A 16561-nucleotide genomic window follows, 5' to 3' on the forward strand; every position below is an offset into this window, starting at 1 on the left:
CTCCTCACAAGTTCAGAAATCCCGACAACTGTCACCAGATCCCCTGTGGCCCTGTCTTTCACAAACGTTCCACCTTTGGCTCTAATCCTAATTCCTTTCTAAATATGCGCCTGTTTGTCAGCGGCCATGCTGGCAACCTCATACGCAGTGGCCTGCCTACTTTCAATCACTACAATATCCGCACACCGGCGTTCTTTCACATCAGTATCGACAACCGACCTTCTGTCAGATCCGCGCAAGTAACACTCACTCTGGATTAATGGACACCGGTATACTCGCGCAGTAGGTTGTTACGACGCCGGGCGCTTTCCAACTGACGGCCCTGAGAAAGTATGCGCAATTCAGAAAAGCGAACCACATATTGATTACAACCACAATAGGCTGCCTTCCTTAGTCGTTAAACTTTTCTTATCTCAGCTAACGCTTTTTCTAGCAAGCTGAGATTGGTAGGGTCATTAATTATTTTTTTTGACTTGGCCCACCTATGCACAGCACTCCTTGGCCCATCAACCAGTTTATTGCCCTCTTCAGTTATCTCACTATTCATAATAATTCGTTTCACTACCCGCCCATCCTCATCTGTAACTCGGCATGTCAACAAATTATTACGCTCGAGAAAAACGAACAGGCTTTCCATCGCAATTTTTATGCTCTTTTGCCAATCCGGAGCACTTTCATACGACGCCACTAGCATATCTATATCCCAAACGGGATAATCATCAGTCATCACAACCTCCTTTCGACTTTAGACAACCCAGCTCCCCAGTAGACCTATCTTTAACAAACGTCCCACCTTTTCCGAGAATTCGACTTTCTTTCTGTTGCTGCTCAATCTTAGATGCAGTCAAGCTCGTCACTTCGTAAGTCGTTGCCTGCCCATTTTCAATAACAGCTGTATCAACCCTACGCCGCTCACCTGTTTTTGGATCTTTGGCAGATTTCCCGCTCGCATCTCGCAAGTAGCACTCACTTTGTATCGTCGCATTCGGATGCTTCGTTTTAATCTCTGCATTAAATTCCTGGTGACGACGATCTCCCTCAACCGCGTTCTTGATCCGCTCCAACCCCCACGGATCAATCCAATCAGTCGGGTTCGGCACATACTGATAGAGGTTGAAGCCGCCCAGATAGCTGATAGGATCCTGGCTGACAAACCGCCCAACCTTCGGATCATAGTACCGATAGCGGTTGTAATGCAGCCCTGTCTCATGTTCGTGGTATTGACCCTGGAATCGAATCGGGTTGGTCATCCCGACCTGCTTGGCCCATTCCGACCGTGCCTCGCGCATTTCACCCCAGGCCTTGTACAGCGCAACCCACGCTGCCTCACCGTTGTGGTCGGTGAACTCCATCGGTGTGCCGAGGTGATCGCACTGGTACCAGGCAATCGCATCAATCGGAAGCGGCTTGACCTCGTGTAGCCACAGCGGGTCCTGGTCTATGTCGTATTCGCGACCACGCCAGTCCGGCTGGCGCAGCAAACGAATCGGTTCCTTGCGCAGCGCCTGGACAACCGGCACAAAGCTGCCCGGCTCGTACAGGTAGTGCACCGTGCGCCCGGTATCGCCTTCATCCTGCGGCGGGGAGCTTTCCCAGGCGAGGTTATCGCCATCCCAACCGAAAAGGGTGAAGCCACAACCGAGCTCACGCTGGCGCTTGGCACGCTGCATCTGGTTCCAACCCGTGCCGGCTTCGGGCCTGTCCCAGAAATGTGCGACGGACGCCTTCTGTAAGCGCCGACCCAAGGCGTCGTAGCTGTAATCGACTTTGAGCTTGTCGTCGTTGTAGCTGACCAGACGGTCGAACAGATCCCAGGTGAATTGGGCATGCGCGCCGTTGTGCAGGCGATGGATCAGGTTGCCGCGTTCGTCGTACTTGTAGTGGGTCCCGGCGTACTCGCGCAGCAGGTTGTCCATCAGCTTGTTACGGCGCGGGTCGCTTTCCAGCGGACGGTTGAGCTCTTGGGTCTTCTCGTCGAGAAGGTTACCCGCCGGATCGAAGTCAAACGTCTCGACGCCCAAACGGCTGGTGGCTTGCAGCAGGCGGCCAACCGGGTCGTACTGATAGGCCAGATGACCACGGCGGCTGTCCTGGATATCGGTCAGTTGGCCCACAGCATCGTATTGATACTGACGCTTGAGCATCGTGGACGTGCCATCATGGCTGCCCAGCAATTGCTCCTGCAGGCGCCCTGCCGGGTCCCAGGCCTGGGTCTGCATCAGCTTGTTGCCCTGATGCCGCACCACTTCGCGGTGCAGGTCATCGCGCTCGAAGGCCAACAGCTCATGCTGGTCGAGGGTCATGCCCAGCACATGACCGCTGCCGTAGGTGAGCGTGCTGACCTTGTGGCCGTCGGGGCGAATGGTGGACGTGCGCAGGTTCAGCGCGTCGTATTCATGCTTCCACACCGCGACCATCGGTACATCGGTCTTCAGGTAGTACTGATGCTCGCGAGTCAGGTTGCCCGCCTCATCGAAGAACCATTGCAGCTTGCTTTCGGCGTTGACCGCCTGGATCAGCTTGCCGTTGCCGTCATAGGCAAAGGTCTCTTCCTGGCGCTGGTCTCCCAGGGCGGCCACGCGTGACGTCAGGCGGCCCACGGCATCGAAGGAGAAGTCCATGCAGCGTTGGCCCACATACGTGCTGGCCAGGCGACCGGTGTTCGGGTCGTAGCGATAGCGCGTCACCAAGCCGTCGAAGCCTTTCTCTTCCAGCAGGCGCCCCAAGGGGTCGTAGAGGAAGGTGGCCTTGCTGTCGTTCTGGTTCTCCAGCCCGATCAGGCGACCCAGCTTGTCCCAGCGGTAGCGCAGGGTCCGTTCGCTGGCGTCCATGCGTTCGACCAGCATGCCGGCGACGTTGTAGCTCCAGGTAGTGCAGCGATCCAGCGCATCGACGTGGGCCAGCAGGCGGCCTTCGGCATCGCGTTCGAAGCGCTCTTCGGTGTTGTCCGGATGAGTGATCTTCGACAGTTGGCCGGCCTTGTGTTCATAGGCCGTCTTGTTGCCAGCGGCATCGATGAACGCCACCAGATGGCCGAAATCGTCATAGACCCACTGGCTGATCTTGCCCGAGCAGTCGCTGTACTCGATCAGTTGATCCGCTGCGTTGTACGCCAGCTTTTTCTCGTTGCCGTTGGCATCCTTGATCGCCTTGACGAGGCCCGAAGGCGTGTAGGCATATTCGGTCTTGTTGCCCAATGGGTCGACGGTCTCGACCAGATTGCCCTTCTGGTCGTAATCACGCAGCCACAAGCCGCCCTCGGCGTCACGCATCTTGATCAGGTGACGGCGACCGTCGTAGGCGAAGTTCGTCTGGCTATGGTCCGGGCGGATATGGCGGATCACACTGCCTTGGTCGTCGAAGTCGTAGCGGTCTTCGCTACCGTCGGCGTGCACGTGGCGCACGATGTGCTTGCGCTCGTCGCGAAAGATCCACTCCGAACGCTCGTCCGGATGGCGGATGCGGTACAGGTAACCGAGGATGTCGTAGTAGTACCAGGTCTCCTGGCCGTGGGCGTCAGTGACGTAGGTCAGGCGGATGTGCTCGTCCCACTCCAGGCGGGTGTCGAAACTGCCGTCGTCGGCCCACTCGCGGATGGCCTTGGCGTGAGCGCTGCTGCCTTCCCACTTCAGGTTCATGCCGCGGCCGGTGCGGTCGGTGTAACGGGTGACCAGGTGATGCTGATACTGGTAGTGCCAGGCGGCACCGTATTCATCCTGGGCAGCGATCAGGTCGCCCTGCTCGTCGTAGTGGTAGGCGCACAGCTGGCGAACGGGCTGGCCATCGCGCATTTCCCACAGGCCGGCGATATGGCCATGCTCGTCGATCAGGGTGCCGAGGTGGCGATGCACATTTTTCACATCGCCGAGGTAGGTGACGATGTCCGACAGCACGGGGCGATCATTGTGACGATGCTCGTAATGCAGCATGCAGCCGGCGCCAGTCTCCAGGGTGATCTTGTGCAGGTAATAGCGCTCGCCAACCCGCAGGTAGTGCTCCTTGCGGTTGAAGCCACGGCAGATGACCAGCTCGTTTTCACGGCTGCGCACCAGCAGCAGGTCTTCAATGCCATTGAACAGCGCCTTGTCCACTTTCGGCAGCTCGAAGGCGTGGCTGCGACCGTCGAAGTCATGGAACAGCAGGCCCTTGCCGACCACATCGATGCAGGTCGTGAACTCGGTCACCCAGCGGGCGCCCAGGTTGCCCTGGTCGTACTCGGCCAAGCGCGAGTGGTAGACACGCTGCCATTCCAGAGGGAAGGCGCCAGGCAAACTGAAGTCGGTGTGGATGAGGAATTCGGAACCGAGGGCGAAGTCGATACTGAAGTCCGATTTCGCCTTGGGGCCTTTCGGGCAGCCGTCTATGAGCGGGCTGGAGGTCCCTTGAGCCTTGGCCTGGGACTGGCTGACAGCCAGTTCTCCCCTGCTCTGCTCGCGCTCCACCCGGGTCACTTTGTCTGGCTTGGCAACGGCGGGCTGCCCATGCCTGTTGCGCTTGCGATAGCCCTTCACCACCCCATCAAGCACTGTCAGCATCCAGCCGATGCTCATTTGCATTGCAGGGTCCGCCAGCTTGTTCAACTGGGTGGCCATTTCCCCACTCAGCGCACGCAGCTGTCCGGTGTTGGCCAGCACGGTCTTCTTGATCTCGTCGGGCAGCAGGTTGCTGGTAACGCTGTTGGCCAGCCCCTTACCTGCCGCCTTGTAGGCACTATGCACTGCACCGAAGAAGTTGCTGATCGCGGCTTTAGGGTTGTTGAGCAACTGGTCGCCCGCCGCCGCCATCTGCCGGCTCACCGCTGCTTGGTCGCCCTTGGCGTCGAGCTGGCCCAGCACGACTTTCTCCAGGCCACCGGCGATCTCGTCAGTCATCTTGATACCGAGGTCACCCGCATCCTTGAGGATGCCAGCAATCTTCGGCTGGGCCTGGATCACGAAGTCATCGAGGGTGCCAGCGATGGTTGCATTGAGATGCCCCATCAGGACGGTGATCAGCGAATCCCCCAGCAGCATCCTGGTGCTGTTGCGCAGCTCCTGGCGCACCAGGAACAACGTCGGCCGCAGGCTCATGCGCGCCGCCGCCATGGTCGGTGGTGCCGGCAGCACGCCGATCAGGTTGATGCCCAGGCTCACCCAGTCGAGCACCTGGCGGTTCTTGCTCTTGACCAGGGTGACCACATCGCCCAGGGCATCGACCAGGGCCATGATGTTGCCCACCACGGGCAAGGCGCCGGCCACGGTCTTGATGCGTTCGAGGGTGACATAGCCGCTGCTGACCGATTGCAGCCAGGCGTCGAAGGCGGCGGCGCCGCGGCCGACGTCCTTGCTGTCGATGGTGTTGAGGGGGGCTATGGCGACTTGCGGTTCGCGCGGCTTGGTTTCGTCGGTCATGCCAGCACCTCGCTCGGGTGCTGGGTCGGGATGCGGGTGTAAAAGCTGAAGTGGGGCTGGTTTGCGGCGGCAAACATCCGTGTCCTCCTCGGGAGCGCGGCAAGACAATGTCGTGCCTGGACTTTTGTAGGTTTCATGCAGCGGCAACTACCCGGCATCCATGCGGTTAGTGCGTGTACGTTCATTCAGTGGCTGCTAGCAGATGGCCACAACCTAGGGGAAAGAGTTGCCCGTGCATGTAGGACGCGAGGGGACAGCTTGCGCAGGAAAATTCTTCAGACGCGCTCCAGATGGCGCGTGGGATGGCACGGGCTACGCCCGTGTTCGCGGGGCAAGCCCGCGAAGGGCCGCAAAGCGGCCCCGGTATTTCAGTGCATGAACAGTGCAATCAGGATGATCACGGGAATCGGTACCCCAAGCATCCACAGCAGTAATGAGCGCATGTCGGTTCTCCTGGCTTAACGTTGAACGGTACGGTGAGTCACGTATTCCCCTTCCAGCCACTGCACATGGTCGCGGCGACGGCCACCGTACAGCGCTGCAAGGCTGGCGAAGAACGCGCCGCACAACAGCGCGACGAAGGTCCACAGGGCGGTCCACGCCGCCACCTTGGCCGCTTTGTCGGCCGCTTGCTTGGCATCCACTTTCAGCTGCTGCACCTGCGCCATCACCTGGTCGACACGCGCCTCGGCCTCCGGCTGTGTCAGGCGGGTGCGCTGTGCCACCAGTTGCGCCAGATAAGCCCGATCCTCGGCTGGCAGGGCACCGTCACTGGCAATGCCCTTGGCCAGAATGCGCGCCGCTACACCGTTGGCCGCATCTTCGCTGACCGGTGCAGGCCCCTCGCCACGGAACAGGCTGTCGACGAAATACCCCATCGAGTTGCTGTTCTTGTCAGCAGCTGCAGCGCCCCCTGCGGCGGCTGTCACGGTCGCTGCCTGCGACGCCGCACTGGTGCCCACGCCGACCAGATTGCCCGCGGCGCCCAGCACCAGCATGGCCGCGACCAGGGTCGCTACCGCCCAGGACAGGAAGCCATGCGCGGTATCGCGGAAATACACTTCGTCACCATGCAGGTTGGCCCACTTCACGCGCAGCCGGCCGGCGAGGTAACCGCCAAGGCCGGAGGCGATGATCTGTGTGAGCAGCAGCCAGACGATGGTGGAAATGCCCAGCGCTTTCGCACTCGCCCCCTCGTCAGCCCAGGGTGAAGTGGCTGCAAAGCCCAACCCCGCCCCCAGGACCACGAGGATCAGGGACAAGGCAGCGGCAGCGGCGGCGCCAGCGAAGATCGCCGCCCAGGACACGCCTGAGCGGCTTTGGGTATCGACAACGGGGTAGTCGGCAGAGGGGATCATGATGTGTTCGCCTTTAGAAAGGTTGTTAGCGAGAATTCCATTCGCGCGGTAACCTTTGCAGCGGCCATGCCAGTTGTGACAAAAAATGTCTCCATTGAAAATCAATGGGTTAGCTTTCGGTGCAAGGTTGCGACCGTGCAAAATGCGCGAATCGCCGATCTGCATCAGGTGTTCTGCATTCTTGAAGGCGATCCGGGGCCGAGGCATGATTCGACCATGACGCTCCCCGACAGCCCCGCCCAGACGCCCCTGACCGCCGACACCGTCATGCGCTACCACCTGTGCTGGAAGCATCGCGACCTGGACGGGGTGATGGCGCTCTATCACCCGGACATCCAGTACCACGACTACTTCCAGAACCGCGTGCTCGGCTACGACGAGCTACGTGACTACGTGCGTGCCAGCCTGCCCCACCAGGCCGGCGAAGACATCGTCCACTGCGACCGCATCCGCGTCGATGGCTGCACCGCGTTCATCCAGTACCAGGTCACGGTACAAGGCGGCGACGGACTGGTCGCCTTCCAGTCCAGCGAAGCCATCACCGTCAAGGACGGCCTGATCTGGCGCATCAACGAATATGCCACCCTGCTGCGCCGAACGCCCCGGGACAGCCAGGCCAGCGGCCCACGCCCGGCCACCAGTCGCCTCGGCTTGTCGGCACGCCAGCTGTCGACCATGGCCCAGGACCTGGAGCACTACTTCCAGGCCCAGCGCCCCTACCTGGACCCGGAACTGGACCTGCAGCAAGTCGCCGACGACAGTGGCTACAGCCGCAACCAGATTTCCTACCTGCTCAACCAGGTGCTCGGCCAGAGCTTCTACCGCTACGTCAACCAGGCACGCCTGCAGCACCTGATGGCCAAGCTGGACAACGCCAGCGCCACCGCGCCCATCGATGAGCTGGCATTCGACGCCGGCTTCAATTCACTGTCGGCGTTCTACAAGTGCTTTCGCAACCACACCGGGCTGTCGCCCAAGGCCTACCTCAAGCAGATTTCTCTGCGTGCACGCACGTAAGACAGCCCACCCGACGCTTCACTAGGATCGCCCACAGACCTTGACGGATGTGGAGCCCGCCCGATGCAACCCTTGCGCACGATCAGCCTGTGGATGGACCAGCTCGATGAGCCGCTGAGCGCGCGCCCGGCCCTGAGCCAGGACCTGGACCTCGACGTCTGCATCATCGGCGCCGGCTTCACCGGCCTGTGGACCGCCTACTACCTCAAGCGCCAGGCACCGCAGCTGAACATCGCGCTGATCGAGGCCAACATCGCCGGTTTCGGCGCCTCCGGACGCAACGGTGGCTGGCTGATGGGCAACCTGCTGGGCGAGGACCGTCTGCTGGCGACACTCTCGCCGCAACAGCGCCGTGCCAGCGTCGACCTGCTGCACGGCATCCCCGACGAAGTCCACGCGGTGCTCCAGCGCGAAGGCATCGACTGCGACTACCGCAAGGCTGGCGTGCTCTATTGCGCGGCCCGCTACCCCGAGCAGGAACGCAGCCTGCGTGCCTGGCTCGACGACCTGTACCGCCAGGGCATGAACGAGGATGACTACCGCTGGCTACGCCCGGAGCAACTGGATGCGCAGTTGCGTATCAGCAACCCGTACGGTGCGGTCCACAGCCCACACACCGCGACCATCCAGCCGGCGAAACTGGTGCGTGGCCTGGCGCGGGTGGTCGAAAGCCTGGGGGTGCCGATCTACGAGAACACCCCGGCGACCGACTGGCAGGCCGGTGAGGTGCGCACCCCGCTGGCGCGTATCCGCAGCCAGTGGGTTGTCCCTGCCGTCGAGGGCTATGCCGCCAGCCTGCCGCCACTGGGCCGTCATCAACTGCCGGTGCAAAGTCTGCTGGTAGCCACCGAGCCACTGCCGGAATCGACCTGGGAACAGATCGGCCTGAGCCAGGGCCAGGCCTTCAGCGAGAGCAGCCGCCAGGTCACCTACGGCCAGCGCAGCGCCGACGATCGCCTGGTGTTCGGTGCCCGCGGCGGCTACCGCTTCGGCGGCCGGCTGCGCGAGGACTTCACCCTCACCGCCAACGAAGTCGAACTGCGCCGCTACCTGTTCGGCGAGCTGTTCCCGCAGCTCAAGCATGTGCGCATCACCCACTCCTGGGGCGGCAACCTGGGCATGGCCCGACGCTTCCGACCGCACATGCTGTGCGACCGCCAACGCGGCATCGCCCTGTCCGGCGGCTACGGTGGCGAGGGTGTCGGCGCCACCAACCTTGGCGGACGCACCCTCGCCGCATTGATCCTCGGCCAGCACAACGCCCTCACCGCCCAGCCCTGGGTGCACGACAACCGGCCGCTGTCGAGCCTGGCCAGCTGGCCGCCCGAGCCGTGCCGCTGGCTGGGCTACAACGCGATCATCCAGAGTTTCGTCAACGAGGACCGGACCCTCGCCAACCCGGCCAGCGCCCCCTGGCGGCGGCGCCTGGCCAGCGGGCTGGCCGACTTCATGGAAGGCTTCATGCACTGACTTCCCTTCATCATCACAGAGGATTCACCGGTCATGAGCATCACCCAGTTCAAGCGCACCGACAGCGCTCCCCTGGACACCTCCACCCCGGTCGCCGTGCCCCTTGGCGATCCGGTCGCGATCACCTCGGTCAGTTGCGTCGAGCGCAACGACGGCGTCGAAACCGGCATCTGGGAATGCACCCCTGGCCGTTGGCGGCGGCAGATCGTGCAACAGGAGTTCTGCCATTTCATCAAGGGCCGCTGCACCTTCACCCCCGACGGGGGCGAGCCACTGACCATAGAAGCCGGCGACGCCCTGATGCTACCGGCCAACAGCCTCGGCACCTGGGATATCCAGGAGACCGTGCGCAAGACCTACGTACTGATCTTCTGATCCGCTGATCGCCTGCCTTCGATAACAACAGACAAAGCAAGGTAAACCCGACATGCGCACGCTCCTTCTCGCTCCCTTGATGCTCGCCGCCGGCGTGGCCGGCGCCGCCGATTCGGTGAAGATCTACAACTGGTCGAGCTATATCGCCCCCGACACCTTGAAACAGTTCCAGCAAGCCACCGGCATTGTCCCCACCTACGACGTGTTCGACAGCAACGAGACCCTCGACGGCAAGCTGATGACCGGCAACTCCGGCTATGACGTGGTGTTCCCCTCCAACCACTTCATGGCCCGGCAGATCCAGGGCAAGGCCCTGAAGAAACTGGACAAGGCGCAACTGCCCAACTGGAAGAACCTCAACCCGGTGCTGCTCAAGGCCCTGGAGGTCAACGACCCGGGCAACCAGTACGGCTTCCCGTACCTGTGGGGTAGTACCGGCATCGGCTACAACATCGACAAGGTCAAGGCGGTGCTCGGCGACAACGCCCCCGTCGACTCCTGGGACCTGATCTTCAAGCCCGAGTACCTCGGCAAGCTCAAGGCCTGCGGCGTGGCGGTACTGGATAACGGCCCGGAGCTGTTGCCGATCGCCCTGCACTACCTGGGCCTGCCGCACCACAGCCAGAACCCGGCGGACTACGACAAGGCCAAGGCCTTGTTGATGAAGGTGCGGCCGTACATCAGCTACTTCCACTCCTCGAAGTACACCGGCGACCTGGCCAATGGCGACGTGTGCGTGGTGGTCGGGTTCTCGGGCGATGTGCTGCAGGCGAAGAACCGCGCCGACGAAGCGAAGAACGGGGTGAAGGTGGGCTACTCGATTCCCAGGGAAGGTGCGCCGATGTGGTTCGACATGGTCGCCATGCCGGCCGACGCCCCCGACGAGAAAGCCGGGTATGCCTACATGAACTACCTGTTGCAGCCTGAAGTGATGGCGCAGATCAGCAACTTCGTGCAGTACGCCAACGGCAACCAGCAGGCCGATGGGCTGGTGGACCCGGCGATGAAGGGCAACACGATGATCTACCCGAGCGACGACGTGATGGGCAAGCTGTATGCCCTGGAGGCGATGCCGGCGAAGATCGACCGGATCAGGACGCGAATCTGGACCAGCATAAAAGCCGGGAACTAGAAACATTCGTGGGAGCGGGCTTGCCCCGCGATAGCGTCCGGTCAGGCATTACCTCTGCCTGGATCGACGCTATCGCGGGGCAAGCCCGCTTCCACAGAATCAGGCCTGGGCCTTCAGTACTCAGTGATGCTCGCGGGTCGCACGGAACTTGATGTCCGGCCAGCGCTCTTCCATCAGCGACAGGTTGACCCGGGTCGGGGCCAGGTAGGTCAGGTGACCGCCACCGTCGATGGCCAGGTTCTCCATGGCCTTGTTCTGGAATTCCTCGAGCTTCTTCTTGTCGTCACAGGCGATCCAGCGCGCCGACCAGACGGTGATCGGCTCATAGGCGCACTCGACCTTGTACTCTTCCTTCAAGCGGCTGGCGACCACATCGAACTGCAGCACGCCGACCGCGCCGAGAATGATGTCGTTGCTGCGCTCGGGGAAGAACACCTGGGTCGCACCCTCTTCGGCCAACTGCTGCAGGCCCTGGCGCAGTTGCTTGGATTTCAGCGGATCCTTCAGGCGCACGCGGCGGAACAGTTCCGGGGCGAAGTGCGGGATACCGGTGAAGCCCAGCGCCTCGCCTTCGGTGAAGGTGTCGCCGATCTGGATGGTGCCATGGTTGTGCAGGCCGATGATGTCGCCGGCAAAGGCCTCTTCCAGTTGCTCGCGCTCGGAAGAGAAGAAGGTCAGCGCATCGCCGATGCGCAGGTCCTTGTTCAAGCGCACGTGACGCATCTTCATGCCCTTCTCGTACTTGCCCGAGCAGATGCGCATGAAGGCGATGCGGTCGCGGTGTTTCGGGTCCATGTTCGCCTGGATCTTGAACACGAAGCCGGTGAACTTCTCTTCCACCGGTTCCACGGTCCGCTCGTGGGCGACACGGCCCAGCGGGCGCGGTGCCCAGTCGACGACGGCGTCGAGCACATGGTCGACACCGAAGTTGCCCAGCGCGGTACCGAAGAACACCGGGGTCAGCTGGCCGTTGATGAACTCGTCCTGGTCGAACTCGTGGCAGGCGCCCTGCACCAGCTCCAGCTGCTCGACGAACGAATCGTACTGGTCACCCAGGTGGGCACGGGCTTCGTCCGAGTCCAGCTTCTGGATGATCTTGGCCTCGGTACGCTCGTGGCCATGGCCCGGGGTGTAGACGATGATGTAGTCGCCGGTCAGGTGGTACACGCCCTTGAAGTCGCGGTAGCAACCGATCGGCCAGGTGATCGGCGCGGCCTTGATCTTCAGCACCGCCTCGATCTCGTCGAGCAGTTCGATCGGGTCGCGGATGTCACGGTCGAGTTTGTTGATGAAACTGACGATCGGCGTATCACGCAGGCGGCAGACGTCCATCAGGGCGATGGTCCGCGGCTCGACGCCCTTGCCGCCGTCGAGCACCATCAGCGCCGAGTCCACCGCGGTCAGGGTGCGGTAGGTGTCCTCGGAGAAGTCTTCGTGGCCGGGGGTGTCGAGCAGGTTGATCATGTGCTCGCGGTAGGGGAACTGCATCACCGAGGTGGTGATGGAGATGCCGCGCTGCTTCTCCATTTCCATCCAGTCGGAGGTGGCGTGGCGGTCGGACTTGCGCGACTTCACGGTACCCGCGACGGAGATTGCCTTGCCCATCAGCAGGAGTTTCTCGGTGATGGTGGTCTTACCGGCGTCGGGGTGGGAAATGATTGCGAAAGTGCGGCGCTTCGCGACTTCGGCGGCCTGGTTGGTCATGGGAAATCGCCTGACTGGGGATTCAAAAAGGGGCGATATCATACCCGAAGTCGGGCGATCGGCCAAAGCCCGACTCATCGGTTGCGGCGCCCTCATCGCAGCGGCAGCTCAGTCGAACCCTGGCAACGCGACACGCCGCCCTCCAGGCCAATGAACCGTCAGCTCCAGCATGCCCGGACAGCGCTCGACAAACTGCATCCCAGCGTCTCTTTCATTGCCAAGCTCACCCGCCAGGTGCCTTTGCAACACCTCCAGCATCTTTTCTTCCCGGAGCAATCCACGACTGCGCGCCTTCCCCTTCGCGTTACGCTCTGGCGATAAACGCCCTATCGCCTCGAAAGCAGGTACTTCAACGCCTCCACGTCATATTCACGCTTTTTTTTCGCGGATAAATTCCTGCCTGCCAGTGATTAGCACTGGCCAAATGCCGCCCCAGATGGGAACCTTTGCCCCCACGGAGACGTCCACTCCCCTGCAACCCGCTTCGGTTCAGGGCTGGTTTCACCTGCTTCACGAGCCCGACGGGGTTCGGCTCATGGCCTGGTCGCCGCCTTCTGTGCGGACCGGGCTGCTACTCGCGAGCACACCACCCGCCGCCAGGAATGGCCGGCCGCACGGGGGAGTGATCGCCGACTATAAAAAAGGAGTCCGCCTGTGGCTGCACGCTACGGAAAAGGGCTGTCGGGATGGGCCGCCGTGCTCGTCATCCTGGCCCTGCTGGTCCACTGGATCGGCATCGACACGATCGCCCGCTATCGCGACGATCTTGGGTTCTACCTGCAAGCGCACCTGATCCTGGTGCTGGCTTCGATGGCGGCGGCACTGGCCGTGGGCATCCCCGCCGGCATTGCCTTGAGTCGACCGCACAGGGTCGACAAGGCCGAGCGCTTCATGCAGTTCTTCAACGTAGGCAACACCATCCCTCCCCTCGCCGTCCTGGCCATCGCCCTCAGTATCCTGGGCATCGGCGCCGGTCCCGCGATCCTCGCACTGTTCCTCGCCTCCCTCCTGCCTATCGTGCGCAACACCTACGAAGGCTTGAAAAACGTCCCCGCCTCGCTCAAGGAAGCCGCCACCGGCATCGGCATGACCCCGCGCCAGCAGTTGTGGCAGGTCGAGCTGCCCAACGCCGTGCCGATCATCGTCGGCGGCGTGCGCGTGGCCCTGGCACTTAACGTGGGCACCGCGCCGCTGGCGTTCCTGATTGGCGCCAACAGCCTGGGCAGCCTGATATTCCCCGGCATCGCCCTGAACAACCAGCCGCAGCTACTGCTCGGCGCCGCCTGCACGGCGCTGCTGGCCCTGGCGCTCGACGCGCTGGTGAGTTTCTCCAGCAAACGCTGGCTGGAACGTGGCCTGGCCCACTGACAAGAGGCAACCGATGAAAAAGACAATCGCCTTGCTCCTGGGCGCGGCCCTGCTTTGCGCAGGATTTGCCCAGGCCGCGGAAAAACCGCTGATCCGTATCGGCGCCCGGGTGTTCACCGAACAGACCGTGCTCGCCGAAATCACCGCCCAGTACCTGCGCGCCAACGGCTTCGAGGTACGGGTGACCACCGGGCTCGGCAGCAATATCGCGCGCCAGGCCCAGGAAACCGGTCAGCTCGACCTGATGTGGGAATACACCGGCGTGTCGCTGGTCTCCTACAACCATATCGACGAACGCATGCCCAGCGCCGAGGCCACCTATGCCCGTGTGAAAGCGCTCGACGCGAAGAAAGGCCTGGTCTGGCTGGCCCCGTCGAAGTTCAGCAACACCTATGCCCTCGGCCTGCCGAAGCAGGTCGCCGAGGCCTACCCACAGGTCAACTCGATCAGCGACCTCAACCAGGTGCTGCGCGACGAGCACGACAAACTGCACCTGGTGGCCCTGGACACCGAGTTCGCCAACCGCCCCGATGGCCTGGTCGGCTTGCGCGAGCTGTACGACCTGCCGCTGGACCGCCGCAACATCCGCCAGATGGATGGTGGCCTGGTGTACACCGCGATGCGCAACAACCAGGTGTTCGCCGGCCTGGTCTACACCACCGACGGCCGCCTGAGCGCCTTCGACCTCAAGCTGCTGGAGGACGACAAGCACTACTTCCCCGACTACACCGCCGCCCCCGTGCTGCGCCAGGCCGTGCTCGACGCCCACCCGCAACTGGCCGGCCTGCTCGAGCCACTGGCCGCGCAACTGGATGACCAGACCATGCGCCAGCTCAACGCCAAGGTCGACGTCGAGCACCAGAGCCCGAGCCTGGTCGCCGCGGCGTTCCTGCGCGAGCATCCCCTGCACAGCGAGGTACAGCCATGAGCCTGCTCGACACCTTCGCCCACCTGGACTGGGCCTTGGTCCTGCAACTGACCGGACAGCACATCGCCCTGGTCGGTATCGCCGTGGGCCTGGCCATCGTCGTCGGCGTGCCGCTGGGGATCCTGATGACCCGCTTCCCAGTGTTCGCCGGCCCCTTGCAGGCCAGTGCCACGGTACTGCTGACCATTCCATCCATCGCCCTGTTCGGCCTGCTGCTGCCGTTCTACTCGAAGTTCGGCCAGGGCCTCGGCCCGCTGCCGGCGATCACCGCGGTGTTCCTCTATTCGCTGCTGCCGATCCTGCGCAACACCTACCTGGCCCTGACCAACGTCGAACCTGGCATCCGCGAGGCCGCGCGCGGCATCGGCATGACCTTCGGCCAGCGCCTGCGCATGGTCGAGCTGCCCATCGCGGTACCGGTGATCCTCGCCGGCGTTCGCACCGCCGTGGTGATGAACATCGGCGTGATGACCATCGCCGCGACCATCGGCGCCGGCGGCCTGGGCGTGCTCATCCTCACCTCCATCAGCCGCAGCGACATGTCGATGCTGCTGGTCGGCGCCGTGCTGGTCAGCCTGCTGGCGATCATCGCCGACCTGCTCCTGCAAACCCTGCAACGTGCCCTGACCCCAGAAGGACTGCGCTCATGATCGAACTGAAGAACCTCAGCAAGACCTTCAACGTCAACGGCAAGGACGTCAAAGCCGTCGACGCGGTAAGCCTCACCGTCAACGAAGGCGAAATCTGCGTGTTCCTCGGCCCCTCGGGCTGCGGCAAGAGCACCACGTTGAAGATGATCAACCGCCTGATCACGCCGACCTCCGGCCAGGTGTTCATCAATGGCGAAGACACCACCGAGCTGGACGAGGTGACCCTGCGCCGGCATATCGGCTATGTGATCCAGCAGATCGGCCTGTTCCCCAACATGACCATCGAGGAGAACATCACCGTGGTCCCGCGCCTGCTGGGCTGGGACAAGCAGCGCTGCCACGACCGCGCCCGCGAGCTGATGAGCATGATCAAGCTCGAGCCCAAGCAGTACCTGCAGCGCTACCCGCGCGAGCTGTCCGGGGGCCAGCAGCAGCGCATCGGGGTGATCCGCGCGCTGGCCGCCGACGCCCCGGTATTGCTGATGGACGAGCCGTTCGGCGCGGTCGACCCGATCAACCGCGAGATGATCCAGAACGAGTTCTTCGAAATGCAGCGGGCGCTGAACAAGACCGTGATCATGGTCAGCCACGACATCGACGAGGCGATCAAGCTGGGCGACAAGATCGCCATCTTCCGCGCGGGCAAGCTGCTGCAGCTGGACCACCCGGACACCCTGCTGGCACATCCAGTGGACGACTTCGTGAGCAACTTCGTCGGCCAGGACAGCACCCTCAAGCGCCTGCTGCTGGTACGAGCCGAGGACGCGGCGGACAACGCGCCGGCGGTGAACCCGCAGACGCTGGTGAGCGAAGCGCTGGAACTGCTGGACGAGCACGATCGGCGTTACGTGGTGGTCACCGACGCGCAGAACAAGGCCTTGGGCTACGTACGCCGGCGCGACATGCATCGCCAGCAAGGCACCTGCGGCGACTTCCTGCGGCCGTTCAACGCCACGGCTGCGCATGACGAGCATTTGCGCATCCTGCTGTCGCGGATGTACGAGTTCAACCGGGCCTGGTTGCCGGTACTGGACGCCGAGCAGGCGTTCCTAGGCGAGGTGACCCAGGAATCGATTGCCGCGTACCTGAGTTCGGGGCGTTCGCGCGGGGCCAAGACCAGCATCGTCTCGCCGGCCGAGGCGGTGGTTTGATGATCGCTGGGGGCGCTC

The 16561-nt window shown here is 62.7% G+C and carries 12 protein-coding genes; 8 read left to right on the forward strand and 4 right to left on the reverse strand.

The window, feature by feature from the left end:
• Positions 1-397: 397 nt before the first annotated feature.
• From F3J43_RS05025 to F3J43_RS05035, 3 genes are all read right to left on the reverse strand, one after another.
• On the reverse strand, positions 398-727 hold the full coding sequence (locus F3J43_RS05025) for a hypothetical protein (RefSeq protein ID WP_166883721.1): 330 nt from the start codon (positions 725-727) through the stop codon (positions 398-400).
• Positions 720-5390: an RHS repeat-associated core domain-containing protein gene (locus F3J43_RS05030; RefSeq protein ID WP_205297646.1), complete on the reverse strand. Its 4671-nt coding sequence runs from the start codon at positions 5388-5390 to the stop codon at positions 720-722. The genes F3J43_RS05025 and F3J43_RS05030 overlap by 8 nt, the downstream gene beginning before the upstream one ends.
• Positions 5391-5848: 458 nt before the next feature.
• Positions 5849-6913 carry a hypothetical protein gene (locus F3J43_RS05035; RefSeq protein ID WP_286184343.1) on the reverse strand — a complete coding sequence of 355 codons (1065 nt, stop codon included), beginning with the start codon at positions 6911-6913 and terminating at the stop codon, positions 5849-5851.
• 51 nt (positions 6914-6964) lie between these two features.
• Here F3J43_RS05035 and F3J43_RS05040 point away from each other — a divergent pair, with 51 nt between their 5' ends.
• The 4 genes from F3J43_RS05040 to F3J43_RS05055 all read left to right on the forward strand — a co-directional run bounded on the left by F3J43_RS05040 (position 6965) and on the right by F3J43_RS05055 (position 10742).
• The gene (locus F3J43_RS05040; RefSeq protein ID WP_166883722.1) at positions 6965-7765 is read left to right on the forward strand and encodes a helix-turn-helix domain-containing protein; all 801 of its coding nucleotides are present in this window, start codon (positions 6965-6967) and stop codon (positions 7763-7765) included.
• 63 nt (positions 7766-7828) lie between these two features.
• Positions 7829-9235 (forward strand): NAD(P)/FAD-dependent oxidoreductase, encoded by a 1407-nt coding sequence (locus F3J43_RS05045; protein WP_166883723.1) that lies wholly within the window; start codon positions 7829-7831, stop codon positions 9233-9235.
• 33 nt (positions 9236-9268) lie between these two features.
• Positions 9269-9610: a cupin domain-containing protein gene (locus F3J43_RS05050; RefSeq protein ID WP_166883724.1), complete on the forward strand. Its 342-nt coding sequence runs from the start codon at positions 9269-9271 to the stop codon at positions 9608-9610.
• A 52-nt stretch (positions 9611-9662) separates the two neighbouring features.
• Positions 9663-10742 (forward strand): polyamine ABC transporter substrate-binding protein, encoded by a 1080-nt coding sequence (locus F3J43_RS05055; protein WP_166883725.1) that lies wholly within the window; start codon positions 9663-9665, stop codon positions 10740-10742.
• Between the two features lie 120 nt (positions 10743-10862).
• On the opposite strand, the gene F3J43_RS05060 is transcribed toward F3J43_RS05055, so the two are convergent.
• Positions 10863-12446, reverse strand: coding sequence for a peptide chain release factor 3 (locus tag F3J43_RS05060; protein WP_166883726.1), 1584 nt, complete (start codon positions 12444-12446; stop codon positions 10863-10865).
• A gap of 654 nt (positions 12447-13100) precedes the next feature.
• Between F3J43_RS05060 and F3J43_RS05065 the strand changes: the two genes are divergently transcribed.
• Genes F3J43_RS05065 through F3J43_RS05080 form a run of 4 tightly spaced genes read left to right on the forward strand, consistent with a single transcriptional unit; the run spans position 13101 to position 16543 of the window.
• Positions 13101-13814: an ABC transporter permease gene (locus F3J43_RS05065; protein ID WP_166883727.1), complete on the forward strand. Its 714-nt coding sequence runs from the start codon at positions 13101-13103 to the stop codon at positions 13812-13814.
• 13 nt (positions 13815-13827) lie between these two features.
• Positions 13828-14742, forward strand: a complete 915-nt coding sequence (locus F3J43_RS05070) for a glycine betaine ABC transporter substrate-binding protein (protein WP_166883728.1) — start codon at positions 13828-13830, stop codon at positions 14740-14742.
• Positions 14739-15392 carry an ABC transporter permease gene (locus tag F3J43_RS05075; protein WP_166883729.1) on the forward strand — a complete coding sequence of 218 codons (654 nt, stop codon included), beginning with the start codon at positions 14739-14741 and terminating at the stop codon, positions 15390-15392. The genes F3J43_RS05070 and F3J43_RS05075 overlap by 4 nt, the downstream gene beginning before the upstream one ends.
• Positions 15389-16543, forward strand: a complete 1155-nt coding sequence (locus F3J43_RS05080) for an osmoprotectant ABC transporter ATP-binding protein OsmV (protein WP_166883730.1) — start codon at positions 15389-15391, stop codon at positions 16541-16543. Before F3J43_RS05075 ends, F3J43_RS05080 begins: the two co-directional genes overlap by 4 nt.
• Positions 16544-16561 lie beyond the last annotated feature (18 nt).

Origin of the sequence: Pantoea sp. Cy-639, assembly GCF_011752525.1 — a bacterium.
Classification (GTDB): Bacteria; Pseudomonadota; Gammaproteobacteria; order Pseudomonadales; family Pseudomonadaceae; genus Aquipseudomonas.

Excerpts from the sequence above, each read along its gene's own strand:
- F3J43_RS05080 (WP_166883730.1), top strand. The coding sequence starts at position 15,389 with ATGATCGAACTGAAGAACCTCAGCAAGACCTTCAACGTCAACGGCAAG.
- F3J43_RS05050 (WP_166883724.1), top strand. The coding sequence starts at position 9,269 with ATGAGCATCACCCAGTTCAAGCGCACCGACAGCGCTCCCCTGGACACC.
- F3J43_RS05060 (WP_166883726.1), bottom strand. The coding sequence starts at position 12,446 with ATGACCAACCAGGCCGCCGAAGTCGCGAAGCGCCGCACTTTCGCAATC.
- F3J43_RS05025 (WP_166883721.1), bottom strand. The coding sequence starts at position 727 with ATGACTGATGATTATCCCGTTTGGGATATAGATATGCTAGTGGCGTCG.
- F3J43_RS05055 (WP_166883725.1), top strand. The coding sequence starts at position 9,663 with ATGCGCACGCTCCTTCTCGCTCCCTTGATGCTCGCCGCCGGCGTGGCC.
- F3J43_RS05075 (WP_166883729.1), top strand. The coding sequence starts at position 14,739 with ATGAGCCTGCTCGACACCTTCGCCCACCTGGACTGGGCCTTGGTCCTG.
- F3J43_RS05045 (WP_166883723.1), top strand. The coding sequence starts at position 7,829 with ATGCAACCCTTGCGCACGATCAGCCTGTGGATGGACCAGCTCGATGAG.
- F3J43_RS05030 (WP_205297646.1), bottom strand. The coding sequence starts at position 5,390 with ATGACCGACGAAACCAAGCCGCGCGAACCGCAAGTCGCCATAGCCCCC.
- F3J43_RS05040 (WP_166883722.1), top strand. The coding sequence starts at position 6,965 with ATGACGCTCCCCGACAGCCCCGCCCAGACGCCCCTGACCGCCGACACC.
- F3J43_RS05035 (WP_286184343.1), bottom strand. The coding sequence starts at position 6,913 with ATGCAGATCGGCGATTCGCGCATTTTGCACGGTCGCAACCTTGCACCG.
- F3J43_RS05070 (WP_166883728.1), top strand. The coding sequence starts at position 13,828 with ATGAAAAAGACAATCGCCTTGCTCCTGGGCGCGGCCCTGCTTTGCGCA.